The following is a 15158-nucleotide window of genomic DNA, read 5'->3' as shown; positions in this document are numbered from 1 at the left end:
CGACGGGCCCGGCCGGGGAACCCCCGACCGGCCCGGTCAGCTCGCCGGCGGTTGCCCGTCCGCCGGCACGATCGGGATCCGGGTGGCCGCGCCGTCGGCGGCCGTTGCGCCGTTGGTCGCCGGTGCGCTGCCACCCCCGGCCACGGCACCGCCCGCGCCCCCGAGCCGCCGCAGCAGCGCCGCGACGTCCACCCCGGTGAGGTCGCCGGACAGCTGCAGCCCCTGCGCCACGTTCGCGGCCACCGAGCGGCCGAGGGAGCCGGCGCCGTCGGCGGAGATGACGGTCATCTTGTCCACGCTCGACAGCGGGGCCGCGGCCGCCTGCACCACCTGGGGCAGCACCTTCACGAGCATCTCGAGGACCGCCGCCTCGCCGTACTTGGCGAACGCCTCCGAGCGGGCGTCGAGCGCCTCGGCCTCCGCCTGGCCGCGGGCGAGGATGGCGGCCGCCTCCGCGGCGCCCTCCCGCTCGACGGCGTCGGCGATGGCCTGCCGGCGCAGCCGCTCGGCCTCACCGCGCTTGGCGCCCTCGATCGCCTCGGCCTCGGCCAGTGCCGACCGGCGGGCCCGCTCACCCTCACCGGAGAGCTTGGCCTGCTCCGCGGCGGCCTGGGCGGCGGCGATCGTGCCCTGCCGCTGGGCCTCGGCGGCGAGGATCGCGGCGTTCTTGCGGCCCTCGGCCTCCTGCTCGACCTTGTACCGCTGCGCGTCGGCGGGCCGGCGGACCTGGGTGTCGAGCTGGCGCTCGGTCAGCGCCGCCGTCCGGACGGCGACCTTCTCCTGCTCGGTGAGGATCGCCTGGTCCTGCGCGGCCTGGGCCAGCGGTCCGGCGGCGGCCGCGCGGGCCTTGGCCGCGTCGGTCTCGGCGGTGATCTCCGCCTGGCGCAGCGCGAGCTGCCGCTGGGCGACGGCGATCGCCTCGTCGGCGAGCAGCTGCTCCTGCTGCGCGGCCTGCCGGGCCCGGGCCTCGGCGATGCTGGCCTCCTTGAGCACCCGCGCCGCCTCGGGCCGGCCGAGGTCGGCCAGGTAGCTGCCCTCGGCCTGGATGTCCTGCAGCTGGAAGGTGTCGAGCACCAGCCCCTGCCCGGTGAGCGAGGACTCGGCCTCCTCGGCGACGGCGGAGGCGAACGCGGCCCGGTCGCGGATGATCTCCTCGATCGTCAGCCGGCCGACGATGGAGCGCAGCGCACCGGCCAGCACCTCCGAGGTGAAGGTGTCGATGCCCTCCTGCTGGTTGAGGAACCGCTGCGCGGCGGCGCGGATGGAGTCCTCGGAGCCGCCGACCTTGACGATGGCCACGCCCTCCAGGTCGCACTTGACGCCCTGCTTGGACACCGCGCCGCGGATGCCGACCGGGATGCGCCGGCTGGACAGGTCCATCGTGTGCAGCTTCTGCACCACCGGCAGGACGAAGACGCTGGCCCCCATGACCACCTTCTGGCCCGACGCGTCGCGGGAGGTCAGCCCCGAGGCGCTGGTGACCTCGCGCCCCTGGCGGCCGGTCACGATGAACGCCTGGTTGGGCCCGGCGACCTTGATGCGGGACAGGACCAGCACCACGATCAGGAGCACCAGGACGGCGATGCCGCCGATGGCGATGAGCAGGGTCAGGTCCACGGGTTCTGGCCTCCGGTCTCGGGCAGGGGGTCGGGCGCGGTCGAGACCACCTGCACGGCGGTCTCGCTGAGCGCCTCGACGACGTACACGGGCGTGCCCGCGGGCAGCGGGACGTCGCTGCGCGCGGCGTACTTGAGCTGCTGGCCGGCGACGGTCAGGCGCACCTCACCGAGTCCCCCGATCGGGACGGCGGACACCACGACGCCCTGCCGGCCGACCAGGTGGGCCCTCGTGAGGGTCTCGGTGGTCGGCATGTCCCGCAGCGCGCGGGAGAGCCGGATCGCGCCCCACGCGAGCGGGATCGCCACCGCTGTCCCGATGGCCAGCGCGGCGAGCAGCCGGCCGGCGTCCGGGAGCCCGTCGGGCAGCACGGACGCGGCCGCGGCGCCGCCGAAGCCCACCCCGCCGACCAGCGCCGCCAGCGCCGGGACGGAGAACGGGCCGTCGGCGTCCCCGGCGAGATGGCCGAACTCGCCGACGAGCAGGGACAGCAGGAGGACGCCGAGGCCGATCGCACCCACGACGAGGAGGACTCCCGCCACGCTGCTCCTCCCTGTCGGTGTGGGCCCCGACAGTCGCAGCCACGCGGGAGATGATCAACCGGATCCGGCACCGACCCGTCCGCACTCACCCGCTCGGAGGACGGGCGACCATGGGGAGCGGCCGGCGACAGCGAGGAGGTGGGGCGTGCGGCGGGAGGCGAGCATCCTCCACCTGGACCTCGACGCCTTCTTCGCCGCGGTCGAGCAGCGCGACAAGCCGTCCCTGCGCGGGCGGCCGGTGGTGGTCGGCGGCGTGGGCGGGCGCGGCGTGGTGGCGACGGCGTCCTACGAGGCGCGCGCGTACGGGGCCCGGTCGGCGATGTCGACCGCCGAGGCCCGGCGCCGCTGCCCGCCCGGGACGGCGTTCCTCGGCGGCCGGTTCGCCGCCTACCGCCGGACCTCCGACGTCGTCATGGAGCTGCTGCGGGAGCTCTCCCCGCTGGTGGAGCCGGCCTCGCTGGACGAGGCCTACGTCGACCTCGCCGCCGGCCCGGGCCACGACCTCTCGGTGGACGGCGTGACCGCGCTCGGCCGCCGGCTCAAGGAGCGGATCGCCGAGGCCACCGGCGGGGTGACCGGGTCGGTGGGCATCGGCTCGTCGAAGCTCATGGCCAAGATCGGCTCCGACCTGGACAAGCCCGACGGGCTGGTCGTCGTCCCCCCGGGCGGCGAGCTGGACGTGCTGCACCCGCTGCCGGTGACCCGGCTGGGCGGCGTGGGCCCGGCGACCGCGGAGCGGCTGCGGCAGGTCGGGGTGCGCACCGTGGCCGACCTGGCCGCGAAGTCCCTGCCGGACCTGGTGGCACTGGCCGGCCGGGCGCACGGGGCGGGGCTGTACGCGCTGGCCCGCGCCGAGGACGACCGGCCGGTGGTCGCCGAGCGCGAGGCCAAGTCGATCTCGCAGGAGGAGACCTTCGAGCGGGACCTCACCGACCTCGCCGTCCTCGGCCGGGAGATCGACGCCATGGCCGCGCGGGTGGCCGCCCGCCTGCACGCGTCGGCCTACGCGGGGCGGACGGTGACGCTCAAGCTGCGCCGCTACGACTTCACCACGCAGACCCGCTCGCAGACGCTGCCGCAGCCCACCGACGACGTCCGGGTCATCGCCTCGATCGCCCGCCGGCTGCTCACCGAGGCCGGCGCCGGGGGCGGGCTGCGCCTGCTCGGCGTCGGGGTCTCCGGGCTGTCGCTCTACGCGCAGGGCGACCTGTTCGCGGCCGACGACGAGCCGGCCGACCTCGCCGAGGACGTCCCCGCCGAGGCGCCCACGCCGGCCGAGGAACCCGCTCCGGCCGCCGAGAGCCGGTGGTGGCCGGGGCAGGACGTGCGGCACGACGAGCTCGGCCCCGGCTGGGTGTGGGGCCGGGGGCTGGGACGGGTGACGGTCCGCTTCGAGGGGCCGCGCACCCCGCCCGGCCCGGTGCGCACGCTCGCCGCCGACGACCCCGCGCTGCAGCCCGCCGACCCGCCGGACTGGCGGGTCAGCGCGGGAACGCCAGCCAGCCCAGGACCGTGAGGTCCCGGTCGACCTGGACGACGACGTCCTCGCCGTAGGCGGTGACCAGGAACGCCGTGTACAGCCCGGCGGAGTCGACCTCGACCCGGTCGACCGTCGCGCCCGGGTGCTCGTCGAGCGCGGCGGCCGCCACGGCCCCGGCCAGGTCGGCCGGGAGGTCGGGGTCCGCCGGCGGGGTCAGCGTCCGCATCCGCATGCGCCGCCGGATCCGGCCCTCGCTCGTCCTGGTGCCCATCGGGGCCTCCTCTCCTCCCCGGCCCCGGTTGGGCCGCTCGGGGACGAGCCTCGGCCGCGCGGCTGTGCGGAGCCTGGGCCTCCGGTGCGGGTTCGATCGGGGTCCGACGAGGCCTGGACCCGACCGTGGGGCAGCTGTCGACCCGTGCGCCGGCGCGCCGACGAAGGGGAAGCGCCGGCGCGCCGGGTCGAGGGGGACGCGGAACCCGGCACAACGGGGGATGGCGGGCTCCGCGTCCCGGCGGGGACCGACGCCCTCGAGCCGGTCCCCGGTTCGCCGGGGGTGGCGTGGTGACGGGTGCTCCTACCCGTTCTCTCCCCAGCGACCACCAGCGTGGCCGCGTGCCCTGTGAGGGAGCTGGACGGGGACTGCCAGTCCGCTAGGCATGCCACGACGGGCGGACGCCGAACGCGGCGGCGGTCCGCCACGGCGGCGATCCCGGCGGTGCCACCACCGTCACCGTGCCCTCGGGCGAGGGCAGGGAGAGCAGGTACCGCGCCGGGTCGGCCGGCTCGCCGTCCTCCGGTGCCCGCCGCGGCAGGGCGAGCAGCTCGTGCGCCGTCCGGGCGAGGGAGAGCTCCCCGTGCCAGCCGCCCCCCTCGTCGCGCCGGCGGGCCACCGCGGCCAGCACGGTCGCCGCCGCCAGGTGCCCGGTGGCGTGGTCCAGCGCCTGGGCGGGCAGCACGCCCGGTGCCTCGGGGGAGCCGCACTCGAGCGCGATCCCGGTCGCGGCCTGCACCAGCGAGTCGAAGCCGCGTCGCTGCGCCCACGGGCCCTCGGTGCCCCACGCCGAGAGGCTGACCACGACCAGGTGCGGGTGCCGCTCGGCCAGCGCCGCGGGGTCCAGCCCGAAGCGGGCCAGCGCTCCGGGTCGGTAGCCCTGCACGACGACGTCGGCGGTGGCCAGGAGCTCCTCGACCGTCCGGCGGTCGGCGGCGGCCGCCAGGTCCAGCAGCGCGTGCCGCTTGCCCGGTCCGGTGTCGACCAGCGAGCCGGGGTCGTCGGGCAGCCGCGGGCTGTCGACCCGCAGGACGTCGGCGCCGTGCGAGGCCAGCGTCCGGGTGGCCACCGGGCCGGCGATCACGCGGGTCAGGTCGAGCACCCGCAGGCCCGACGCCGGTGCTGCCCGCACCGGTCCGTCGGCCGTCCGCCGCAGCGCGACCAGCGGCGCGGCCGCGACGGCCCGCCCCTGCGGTGACCCCGCCCACGCCGCGGCCGTGCGGACCGCGGCCGCCGCGCCGCCGGCGGCCACGACCGCGGACTCGAGCTCCTCCGCCGCCCACCCCCGCGCCGCCGACCCGGCGTCCTCCCCGAGCACGCGCAGCGCCGCGGCACGGTGGTGCGGGTAGTTGGCGTGCAGCCGCAGCCAGCCGTCGGCGGTCGGCCAGAACCGGGACAGCGGGTGGAACCCCGGCCCCACCGGACGGCCGTCGACCGCGGCGTACCGCTCGCTGCGGAAGGCGAGCCCGACGTGCGCGGCGTCCACCCGCACGGGGTCGCCGGGGGTGAGCAACCGGGCGGCGAGCAGCTGCGCCGCCACGGCGCCCACGGCCAGGTCGGGCACGGGCAGCGGGCCGTCGAGCCCGGTCGCGCCGGTCGCCGCGACCTCCGGGGCGGGGACGCCGGCCAGCAGCGGCCACGCGTGCGCCAGCAGGGCGTTCACCGCGCGGTGATCCGCACGGCCGGGTCGGTGCACCAGCGCAGCACCGACGGCCACGCGCCGTACCCGTCGTCCATCGCCAGGTGGCCGGCGCCGGGCAGCACGTCGACGTCCAGCCCGTGCGGCCGGGCGAACACCTCCAGCGCCCCGCCGGGGCAGTAGGGGTCGTCGTCCGAGGCGACCAACCGCACCCGCCGCCGGACGTCGTCGGGCAGCGGCGGGAGCGCGCCGGCCACGAAGGTGGCGACGGCGGGCTCGCCGCGCAGCCGCTCGACCGACGGCGGGGCCACCAGCAGCACGCGGTCGGGCTGCAGGTCGCCCAGGGACGCCGCGGTCCGCCACCACAGCAGCACGCCCAGGCTGTGGCAGACGAGCACCCGCTCGCCGGCCGGGTCCAGCGCGGCCAGGTGCCGGCGCAGCTCGGCCTGCCACTCGGCCAGCACCGGCTCGTCGGGGGAGGGGAACTGCGGGTAGACGACCGGGTGGCCCGCGGCGGCCAGCTCCCCGGCCAGCCAGTGCTGCCAGTGCCCCGCCGGACGGCGGTTCTCCCACCCGTGCGCCACCAGGAAGCTGATCACGGCGGCGATCGTAGGAAGGCCCTGGGTGTGCCTAGGGCCGCTGGGTCCCCAGCGCGAGGGTGAGCTCCAGCACGCACTGCGGGTCGTCGAGGCGGGCGCCGTAGAGCTCGCGCAGCTGCTGCATCCGGTAGCGCACCGTCTGGGGGTGGACGAACAGCTCCCCGGCGATCTTCTCCCGCCGCCCGTGGTGCAGCAGCCAGGAGCGCAGAGTCTCGAGCAGCTTCTCCCGCGGGCCGGGGCCCAGGTCGTCGAGCGGCGCGAGGACCTGCGCCCGCAGGTCGGCCAGCGCCTCGCCGTCGGCCCGCAGCACCAGCTCGGCCAGCCGCTGTTCGGTGTCCACCGGGGCGTCGCAGTCCGGGTGCAGGCCCAGCTGCAGCGCCCGCAGCGCCCGCGAGTAGGAGGAGCGCGCATCCTGCCAGGGCCGCGCGGGCCCGACGACGGCCTCCCGGCCGCGCAGGGCCTTGAGCAGCCCCGCGCGGGCGAAGCCCTCGGCGTCCGGGACGAGCAGCACCGCGCGCTCGGTCTCCGGCTCGGCGCCGGGGAGGTCCTCACCCGCCTGCAGGGTGCGCGCGTCGAGCACCGCCATCGCGCCGCGGGCCCGGGCCTCGGGCAGCAGCACCGCGGTGAGGGTGCGCGGTGGGGCCCAGTCGGCGCGCTCGGCCGCCGCGACCAGGTCGTAGGCCGGCCCACCGGTCAGCAGCAGCTCGGCCAGCCGCTCCAGGTGACGGCGGCGGACCCGCCCGCTGGTGGCCAGGTGATCGGCGTGGCCGGCGACGCTGGAGGCCGACAGCTGGTCGATGTAGGCGAAGACCAGCTCGGCGAAGCGGGCCAGCGAGTCCGACGGCATGCCCGCGGCCACCGCCGTCTCGCTCATGTGCCGCCACGCCACGCGCGCCCCCACCCGGTAGGCGGCCAGCAGCGCGTCCATGGTGCGGCCGCTCTTCGCCTCCCCGCGGCCGAGCGCGTAGGCGCCCTCCAGGGCCGGCCCGATCGGCCGGCTGGGGTCGGCGCCGCCGTGCGCCGTCGCCAGCTCGAGGAACCCACCGAGCGCCAGCTGGACCGCCTTCTCGATGGCCCGCCCCATGTCACCCTGGAACGCCTCGGCGTAGCTGGGCACCTCGACGACGATCGCGGCCACCGTCCGCTCGGCCACACGAGGCAGCTCCGCGCGCATGGCGGTGGCCACCTCCCGGGTGAAGGTCTCACTCTCCGGCGCCACGTCCACCTCACTGCCCTCGCTCGGTTGTTCGCAGGGGACAGTATCCGGGCGGACGTTCACGTCCTGAGCACAGGTAATTGCATGCACCGCTGGGAACGATCGATTGCATGACCGCGACCGTCCCGCGCCCTGCCCCGGCCCGGCCGGCCCTGGCCGCCCTGCGTGCCCGCGCCCTGCGTCTCGCCGAGCTGGTGACGACGCCGCTGCTGCCCGACGACTACCTCGACATGGTCAACCCCCTGCGGGCGGGCGCCGACCTGCGCGGACGCATCGAGGCGGTGCAGCGCGAGACGCGCGACGCGGCCACCCTGGTCATCCGCCCGGGCGCGGACTGGCGCGGTCACGTCCCCGGCCAGTGGGTGCGGCTCGGCGTCGACGTCGACGGCGTCCGCCAGTGGCGGGCCTACTCGCTCACCTCGGGCCTGGACCGCGCCGACGGCTGCATCAGCATCACCGTCAAGGCGATCCCCGACGGCCGGGTCAGCAACCACCTCGTGCACCGCACCCGGCCGGGCACGCTCGTCCACCTTGACCAGGCGGCCGGCGAGTTCGTCGTCCCGCAGGAGCAGGGCAAGGTCCTGTTCGTCACCGCCGGCTCCGGCATCACGCCGGTCATGGGCATCCTGCGCAACCGCCCGGACCTCACCGACGTCGTCCTCGTGCACTCCGCGCCGACGCCGGACGACGTCGTCTTCGGTCCCGAGCTGCGCGCCCTGGCCGCCACCGGCAGGCTGCGGCTGGTGGAGCGGCACACCGACACCGAGGGCCTGCTCGACGCCGCCGGGATCGAGGCGCTCGTCCCCGACCTGGCCGAGCGGGCGACCTGGGCCTGCGGCCCGGTGGGGATGCTCGAGGCGCTGGAGGAGCACTGGACCGCGGCCGGCCGCGCCGACCTGCTGTTCACCGAGCGCTTCCGGCCGGCGGTCGTCGTCGCCGGCGAGGGCGGCACGGTCTCCTTCACCAAGGCCGGCACGACCCTGGAGGCCGACGGCGCGACCCCGATCCTGGACGCCGCCGAGGAGGCCGGCGTCCTCGTGCCCAGCGGCTGCCGCATGGGCATCTGCTACGGCTGCGTGCTGCCCCTGCGCGAGGGCGCCGTCCGGGACCTGCGCACCGGCGAGGTCACCACGGCCGCCCCCGGGGACGGCGTTCTCGTCCAGACCTGCATCAGCGCCGCCGCCGGCGCCTGCTCCATCGACCACTGACCCGACCGCGAACCCGACCGCGACCCAGACCGCGACCTCCGGAGGACCCCGCGTGACCGTGCTGCAGAAGAAGCCCGTCAACCCCATCGCCCACCTGACCCCCGGCGACATCGAGCTGATCGGCAAGGAGCTCGACGAGATCCGCCAGGAGGTCATCGACAGCCGGGGCGAGGCCGACGCGGCGTACATCCGCAAGGTCATCGACGTCCACCGCAAGCTCGAGCTGGGCAGCCGCGCCGTGCTGCTGGCCTCGGGGTTCCCGCCGGCCTGGATCCTGGGGACGATCGGCCTCTCGGTGGCCAAGATCCTCGACAACATGGAGATCGGGCACAACATCCTGCACGGCCAGTGGGACTGGATGCGCGACCCGAAGATCCACTCCACGACGTGGGAGTGGGACATGGCCAGCCCGGCCGACCAGTGGAAGCACTCGCACAACGAGCTGCACCACACCTACACGAACGTGATCGGCAAGGACAACGACCTCGGCTACGGCATCATGCGGGTCGACGAGGACCAGAAGTGGCTGCCGATGTACCTCGGGCAGCCGCTGTGGAGCTTCGTCAACGCGTGCTTCTTCGAGTACGGGATCGCCGCCTACGACCTGGAGCTGGGCAAGAACCTGGCCACCAAGGAGCGGCGGGCCGACCCGGCCTTCCGCGCCAACGCCAAGGCCGTGCTGCGCAAGATCGGCCGGCAGGCACGCAAGGACTACCTCGTGCACCCGCTGCTGTCCGGGCCCAACTTCCTGGCGACCCTGACGGCCAACTTCGTGGCCAACCTGGTGCGCAACCTCTGGTCGAACTCGGTCATCCTCTGCGGGCACTTCCCCGAGGGCGTGGAGACCTTCGAGAAGAAGTCGATCGACGGCGAGACGCGCGGCGAGTGGTACCTGCGGCAGATGCTCGGCTCGGCCAACATCTCCGGGTCCAAGGCGATGCACCTGATGACCGGGAACCTGTCGCACCAGATCGAGCACCACCTGTTCCCGGACCTGCCCAGCAACCGGTACGCCGAGATCGCCCCCAAGGTGAAGGACCTGTTCGACCGCTACGGGCTCAACTACCACGCGGCGCCCCTGCCGAAGCAGGTCGCGTCGGCCTGGCACAAGATCATCCGGCTGTCGCTGCCGAACGGCTGGCTGGACCAGACGACGTGGCGGAACCTGCCGACCCAGCTGGTCAAGCTCTACAAGGCGAGCACCGGCGGGCCGAAGGTCCGCCGTCGCCTGCTGGCCGAGATGCAGGCGCCCGCGGCGGCCGCCTGACCGGCGACCCGGCTCCGCGGAGGGCGGGGGAGGCAGCAGCGGCTGCCGACCCCGCCCTCCGGCGTCTCCGGCCGCGCCGGCGGCGGGTCACGCGTCGCCGGGCCCGGCGTGGTCCTCCGCCCCTGCCGGACGCGATCGTCGGCTCACCCAGTCCAGTCGCCGGCCCACGACGGTGCCCACGGGCCAGGGCTCCCCGAAGCTCACCGTCTCCTCGACGACCTGGTCGACGAGGTCGGCGAAGTCCTCCTCGCCCCAGCAGGTCGGGCGTGCACCCGCCGTCGATGAAGAACCCCGCCACGGCCAGCCGCAGGTCCTCGTAGGACAGGTCCACCTCCCGCACCACGGCCGTGGTCGTCGCGCGGTGCGAGTTCATGCCGGAGAAGGACCGCCCACACCCGCAGCCACCGTCGCCGATCGGCGCGGTCGGCGGCACACGCGTCGCCCACGAGGACGAGCTCGCCCTCGACGGCGTGGCAGAAGTCGCCCGGGTGGCCGCCCTGGCCCCGGGACGTCGCGGTCAGCAGCTTCACGGCGTCACCCTCGCAGTCGGGAGCGACAACCCCGGCGCCGTCCGGGAGGGCTGTGGGACAGCGCGAGAGGCCCGGAGCAGGGTGCTCCGGGCCTCTCGGGGTGCTGGGGGTCGGCGTCAGTTCGCCATGTCCACGAAGCGGCTGTAGTGGCCCTGGAAGGCGACGGTGACGTTCGCGGTGGGGCCGTTGCGGTGCTTGACCAGCATGATGTCGGCCTCGCCCGCGCGCGGGCTCTCCTTCTCGTACATGTCCTCGCGGTGGATCATCATCACCATGTCGGCGTCCTGCTCGATCGAGCCGGACTCGCGGAGGTCGGACAGCATCGGCTTCTTGTCCTGACGCTGCTCGGACCCACGGTTGAGCTGCGACATCGCGATGACCGGGACCTCGAGCTCCTTGGCCAGCAGCTTCAAGGCCCGGGAGAACTCCGAGACCTCCTGCTGGCGGCTCTCGACCTTCTTGCCCGAGGTCATCAGCTGCAGGTAGTCGATGACCACGAGCTTGAGGTCGTTGCGCTGCTTGAGCCGCCGTGCCTTGGCCCGGATCTCCATCATCGTCATGTTCGGCGAGTCGTCGATGTAGAGCGGGGCATCGGCGATCTCGCCCATCCGGCGGGCCAGCTTCGACCAGTCCTCGTCCGACAGCGTGCCGGCGCGCATGTGGTGCAGCGGCACCTTCGCCTCGGCCGACAGCAGACGCATGGTGATCTCGTGCTTGCTCATCTCGAGCGAGAAGATCACCGCCGGCATGTGGTGCTTCACCGTGGCCGAGCGCGCGATGTCCAGACCCAGGGTGGAGTTGTGGGTGGGGATGAAGCTGCGGCCGGCGAGGAACAGGTGGTCCTCGGCGTCGACCTGGATGCAGCGGACGGGCACACTCGCGACCGGCCGGACGTCGGTGATGAAGCGGACGCCACGCGCGGTGAACGTCCGCGCCCCACGCTCCTTGTGCAGCAACTTCTTGCGCTCCAGCCGGAACACCTCGTCGTCCGTGCTGAAGGTGAGCGTGTAGCAGGTGGAGGACGTCTCGCTGCGGCCCTTGACCCGCTTCCGGGTCATCCGCACCCGGTGACCCAGGCCGGCGATGAGCTCCCGAGCGTCCTCGGCGAGCCGCCGGTTCGTGACCGCGAACTGCACCGCACCGCTCCGCGCCACGGTGCCGTCGGTGTCGAGCAGCCCGGCGAGCAGGGCCCGCCGCTGGGCCACAGAAGCGCGCAGGTACGCCATCGGGATGTGCTTGTCCCTGAAGACGCCCAGCGACCGCAGGATGCCCTGCACGGTGCCGTGGTCGTCCCGGCACGCCTGGCACCGCGCCATCCCTGACGAGGGGCCGCCGCAGTCTGGGCAGGTCGCCTGGCGGCCCACGCCGCCAGCGGCACGCAGCCGCCCACCACAGGTCTTGCCACACGTCTGCACCTGGGAGGTCTTCGGCACGAAGAGCTGACCGCACATCGGGCACGGCCTCGGGACCGCCTCCGGTCGTGCGGGCAGACGCAGCGCGTACCGCCGGTCGACGCCCGTGGGCGCCACGACCAGGCCGTCGCCCTCGATGTACGCGGCGAGCTCGGGGTCGTCGCTGGTGAAGTGCGCAGCCCGGGAGGTCCCGTCGCCGAGCCAGACGCCCAGCGCGTACGGCGGCAGGGGGAGGTCGGCCTGCGGCAGCTCCAGCGGAGCGGCGTTCGTGACCGAGTGGTTGAGCCGGGCGTCCTTCGTCGTGCAGCGGACGGTACGGGCGATCTCCTCCGTCGTCCGGACCTGCGCGAACGTGCGCTGTCTGCGCGTCCGGTCGCAGCTGCTCCGAGCGGCCTGGGCCGACTTCCGGCTGGCCCGGGTCTCCGTCAGCCACTGGTGCTGGGCGTCGGCGACGATCACCGAACCGTCGGAGAAGTGCACCTCGTAGCAGGGACGGCCGGTCATCACCTCGGTGGCGGCGACGACCGTCGTCGGCCGGCCATCGGAACCGATCACCTGATCGCCGACGGCGACCTCGCCCATCGTCGTCCACCCGGTCGGGGTCGCGACGGGCGTGTCGAGCGCGAGCGCCTTGCCCACACCGGGCCGGGCCGCGATGACGACCATCTGGCCGGCCTGCAGGCCGTTGGTGAGCTCGTCGAGGTCGCGGATGCCGGTGGGGACGCCGCGGGCGGTGCCGCCGCGGGAGGCGATGGCGTCGAGCTCGTCCATCGTCGGCTGCAGGACGTCCTCGAGGCGCGAGTAGTCCTCGCTCATCCGCTTCTCGGTGACCTCGTAGATCTCCTGCTGCGCGCGGTCGACGATGTCGTCGACGTCGCCCTTGCCGCCCGCGGCGCCGTAGCCCAGCTGCACCACGCGGGTGCCGGCCTCGACCAGCCGCCGCAGCGTCGCCTGCTCGGCGACGATCGCGGCGTAGTAGCCGGCGTTGGCCGCCGTCGGCGTCGACTGGATCAGCGTGTGCAGGTAGACCGCGCCGCCCATCTTCGACAGCTGGTCGGTGCGGTTGAGCTCGGCGGCGACGGTGATCGCGTCGGCCGGCTCACCCCTCCCGTACAGGTCGAGGATGCAGTCGTAGATGACGGTGTGCGCGGGCCGGTAGAAGTCGTTGCCGTGCAGCACCTCGACGACGTCTGCGATCGCGTCCTTGCTCAGCAGCATGCCGCCGAGCACCGACTGCTCCGCCGCGACGTCCTGCGGCGGCTGCCGGTCGTACTGCGGAGCCGTCGGGGCCGGTCGGCTGAAGTCGTCGGCCACCGCCACGGGGGTTCCTCCATCCACTCACCGGCGCACCCCGGCACAGACCCCGGCCGATCGACCGGGGCCTGGTGGGGGAAGCACCAGAAACGACGTACGCCTGACTCGAACGTCTGTTCGGGTCATTGCTACCCCGGGGCACCGACAGTCCGGGCCGTCCGGAGGAGCTGGAGAGGACGTTAGGAAGAGCGGACGGACCCGTCCAACACCGGTGTGCACCCCGTTCTGCACAACTTGTGGACAAGTCGGTGGACACAGACGTGTCGACATGTGGAGACAGCAGGGGACGGCGGGGAGCTCGCCCGCGTATCCCGCACCTGACCTGCACGGGGACGACCCACGGGGTGTGGACGGGAAAAACCCTGGTGAAAACCGGGTGTCGCCCCCCGGCGTGTCGCCACCCCCGCACAGCAGCCCCACGGGTCACACGGTTCGCCCCACGCGGGCCGAGGCCGTCGACCGCCGGCACCGGGGCCGGGAATCAGCCCTGCAGGCCGGCCGGGACGGGTCCGAGCAGCTCGATGCCGTGCTCGGCGGCGACCCGGAGGACGGCATCGCCACCGGCCTCGTCCCGGGCGCCGAGCGCCGCTGCGGCACGCACGAAGCCCTCCATGGGTGCGCCCGGAGCATGGACGACGAACACGACGGCGTCCCCGGCGGACTCGTTGCGGACGGTGTGCGGCGTGCCCCCGACCAGGGGGACGACGTCGCCCGCCGCCGCGGTCGACCGGTGGACCACACCGTCTGGGCCGCCGGCGTAGAAGGTGACCTCACCGCTGAGCACCAGGTAGACCTCCCCCGGGTCGTGGCGGTGCATGACCGGCGGCCCGCCACCCGGGGGCATGTGGACGCGGACGGCGAACAGGGCGCCGCCGGTCTGCGCGCTGGTGGCCAGGACGGTGACCTCGTCCACCCCGAGGCGAACGGGATCCGGTGTGACAGGATCGACAGGGAGCATGTCCAACAAAGTGGACAGGTGGCCTGTCGATGTCAACACGGATCCCCGTCACCGGTGGTCGGCCCCGCCCGGCCAACCTGGGCGTCCTGCTGCGCGAGGCGTTCGTGGCGGTCAACGACCTCGTCCTCGCACACCTCGCCGAGTGCGGTCACGCCGCGGTCCGGCCGGCCCACGGCGCGGTCTTCCAGTACCTCGACGACGCCGGGACGACGGTGAGCGTGCTCGCCGAGCGGGCGCAGATGACCAAGCAGGCGATGGCGGAGCTCGTCGCCCACCTGGAGCGGCACGGGTACGTCACCCGGGTCCCCGACCCGGCCGACCGGCGGGCGAAGCTGGTCCTGCCCACCGAGCGGGGGCGCGAGGTCGTGACCATCGCGCAGAGCCTGGTCCCCGAGCTGGAGGAACGGGTCACCGGTGCCCTGGGTGCGGAGCGCGTGCACGCGCTCCGCGACGACCTGGAGGCGATCCGCCGGTCGGCCACCGAGGAGCTCGCCCGGCAGTCGGGCCGGCGCGCGGGCGACGGCTGACCCCAGGGACCGACCGCGAGGCTGAGGCCCCAGGAACGCCGTGAGGGGCGCCGGACCGGGGTCCGGCGCCCCTCACGGGCGGTGTCGTGCGGCCCCTGCAGCGGTGGCAGGGGTCCGTGCTCAGCCGGCGACGACCTCGATCGCCAGCTGGGTGGTCACCTCGGGGTGCACCCGCACGGTGACGGTGTGCTGGCCCGTGGTCTTGATGCTGCTGGGCAGCTCCACCCGGCGCCGGTCGAGCTCGGGGCCACCGGCGGCGGTCACGGCGTTGACGACGTCGGCCGTGGTGACCCGGCCGAACAGCCGGCCACCGTCACCGGCGCGGGCCGGCACGCGGACGGTCAGGCCCTTGAGGCGCCCGGCCACGGCCTGGGCCTCCTCGAGCGAGCGCACCTCGCGGACGGCACGCGCCCGGCGCAGGGACTCGACCTGCTTCTCGGCACCGCGGGTGGCGACGATCGCCAGGCCGCGGGGCAGGAGGTAGTTGCGGGCGTACCCGCCCTTGACCTCCACCGTGTCACCGGAGGACCCGAGACCGGTGACCTCCTGCGTCAGGATCAGCTTCTGGGTGCTCATGG

The 15158-nt window shown here is 74.7% G+C and carries 14 protein-coding genes and 1 pseudogene; 4 read left to right on the top strand and 11 right to left on the bottom strand.

Annotated features, from left to right (window positions below):
- Positions 1 to 36: 36 nt before the first annotated feature.
- Together ACI789_RS09735 and ACI789_RS09730 are read right to left on the bottom strand one after the other, a co-directional pair.
- A complete protein-coding gene (locus ACI789_RS09735) occupies positions 37 to 1617 on the bottom strand; it encodes a flotillin family protein (protein WP_457008421.1) in 1581 nt (526 codons plus the stop codon).
- Complete coding sequence (locus ACI789_RS09730) at positions 1608 to 2159, bottom strand: NfeD family protein (protein ID WP_457008419.1); 552 nt, start codon at positions 2157 to 2159, stop codon at positions 1608 to 1610. The genes ACI789_RS09735 and ACI789_RS09730 overlap by 10 nt, the downstream gene beginning before the upstream one ends.
- 145 nt (positions 2160 to 2304) lie before the next feature.
- Here ACI789_RS09730 and ACI789_RS09725 point away from each other — a divergent pair, with 145 nt between their 5' ends.
- Positions 2305 to 3675, top strand: a complete 1371-nt coding sequence (locus tag ACI789_RS09725; protein ID WP_457008417.1) for a DNA polymerase IV — start codon at positions 2305 to 2307, stop codon at positions 3673 to 3675.
- On the opposite strand, the gene ACI789_RS09720 is transcribed toward ACI789_RS09725, so the two are convergent.
- The 4 genes from ACI789_RS09720 to ACI789_RS09705 all read right to left on the bottom strand — a co-directional run bounded on the left by ACI789_RS09720 (position 3641) and on the right by ACI789_RS09705 (position 7367).
- The gene (locus tag ACI789_RS09720; protein ID WP_457008415.1) at positions 3641 to 3910 is read right to left on the bottom strand and encodes a hypothetical protein; all 270 of its coding nucleotides are present in this window, start codon (positions 3908 to 3910) and stop codon (positions 3641 to 3643) included. The genes ACI789_RS09725 and ACI789_RS09720 overlap by 35 nt on opposite strands.
- 379 nt (positions 3911 to 4289) lie before the next feature.
- A complete protein-coding gene (locus tag ACI789_RS09715) occupies positions 4290 to 5573 on the bottom strand; it encodes a CoA transferase (protein ID WP_457008413.1) in 1284 nt (427 codons plus the stop codon).
- On the bottom strand, positions 5570 to 6148 hold the full coding sequence (locus ACI789_RS09710) for an RBBP9/YdeN family alpha/beta hydrolase (protein ID WP_457008411.1): 579 nt from the start codon (positions 6146 to 6148) through the stop codon (positions 5570 to 5572). The genes ACI789_RS09715 and ACI789_RS09710 overlap by 4 nt, the downstream gene beginning before the upstream one ends.
- 31 nt (positions 6149 to 6179) lie before the next feature.
- The gene (locus tag ACI789_RS09705) at positions 6180 to 7367 is read right to left on the bottom strand and encodes a PucR family transcriptional regulator (protein ID WP_457008409.1); all 1188 of its coding nucleotides are present in this window, start codon (positions 7365 to 7367) and stop codon (positions 6180 to 6182) included.
- Between the two features lie 107 nt (positions 7368 to 7474).
- Between ACI789_RS09705 and ACI789_RS09700 the strand changes: the two genes are divergently transcribed.
- Positions 7475 to 8572, top strand: coding sequence for a ferredoxin reductase (locus tag ACI789_RS09700; protein ID WP_457008407.1), 1098 nt, complete (start codon positions 7475 to 7477; stop codon positions 8570 to 8572).
- 52 nt (positions 8573 to 8624) lie between these two features.
- Positions 8625 to 9839 carry a fatty acid desaturase family protein gene (locus ACI789_RS09695; protein ID WP_457008405.1) on the top strand — a complete coding sequence of 405 codons (1215 nt, stop codon included), beginning with the start codon at positions 8625 to 8627 and terminating at the stop codon, positions 9837 to 9839.
- Here the strand turns inward: ACI789_RS09695 and ACI789_RS09690 are convergent.
- From ACI789_RS09690 to ACI789_RS09675, 4 genes and pseudogenes are all read right to left on the bottom strand, one after another.
- The gene (locus tag ACI789_RS09690; RefSeq protein WP_457008536.1) at positions 9754 to 10272 is read right to left on the bottom strand and encodes a DUF7715 family protein; all 519 of its coding nucleotides are present in this window, start codon (positions 10270 to 10272) and stop codon (positions 9754 to 9756) included. The genes ACI789_RS09695 and ACI789_RS09690 overlap by 86 nt on opposite strands.
- Positions 10262 to 10369: pseudogene (locus ACI789_RS09685) on the bottom strand (DUF7715 family protein); the annotation flags it as partial. The pseudogene ACI789_RS09685 and the gene ACI789_RS09690, both read right to left, overlap by 11 nt.
- A gap of 116 nt (positions 10370 to 10485) precedes the next feature.
- Positions 10486 to 13101 (bottom strand): replicative DNA helicase, encoded by a 2616-nt coding sequence (gene dnaB / locus ACI789_RS09680; RefSeq protein ID WP_457008403.1) that lies wholly within the window; start codon positions 13099 to 13101, stop codon positions 10486 to 10488.
- Between the two features lie 475 nt (positions 13102 to 13576).
- Positions 13577 to 14008 (bottom strand): cupin domain-containing protein, encoded by a 432-nt coding sequence (locus ACI789_RS09675; RefSeq protein WP_457008401.1) that lies wholly within the window; start codon positions 14006 to 14008, stop codon positions 13577 to 13579.
- 74 nt (positions 14009 to 14082) lie between these two features.
- On the opposite strand from ACI789_RS09675, the gene ACI789_RS09670 reads away from it, so the two are divergent.
- On the top strand, positions 14083 to 14580 hold the full coding sequence (locus tag ACI789_RS09670; protein WP_457008399.1) for a MarR family winged helix-turn-helix transcriptional regulator: 498 nt from the start codon (positions 14083 to 14085) through the stop codon (positions 14578 to 14580).
- A gap of 120 nt (positions 14581 to 14700) precedes the next feature.
- On the opposite strand, the gene rplI is transcribed toward ACI789_RS09670, so the two are convergent.
- Entirely contained in the window at positions 14701 to 15156 is a 456-nt protein-coding gene (gene rplI / locus ACI789_RS09665; protein WP_457008397.1) for a 50S ribosomal protein L9, read from the bottom strand.
- Positions 15157 to 15158 lie beyond the last annotated feature (2 nt).

The organism is Geodermatophilus sp. SYSU D00965, assembly GCF_054050075.1.
Note: the sequence above shows the minus strand (reverse complement) of the source record. Positions and strands in the feature narration are given on the sequence as shown.

Bases quoted from the DNA above. Each gene is read 5' to 3' on its own strand.
- ACI789_RS09670 (WP_457008399.1), top strand. From the start codon at position 14,083: ATGTCAACACGGATCCCCGTCACCGGTGGTCGGCCCCGCCCGGCCAAC.
- ACI789_RS09700 (WP_457008407.1), top strand. From the start codon at position 7,475: ATGACCGCGACCGTCCCGCGCCCTGCCCCGGCCCGGCCGGCCCTGGCC.
- rplI (WP_457008397.1), bottom strand. From the start codon at position 15,156: ATGAGCACCCAGAAGCTGATCCTGACGCAGGAGGTCACCGGTCTCGGG.
- ACI789_RS09720 (WP_457008415.1), bottom strand. From the start codon at position 3,910: ATGGGCACCAGGACGAGCGAGGGCCGGATCCGGCGGCGCATGCGGATG.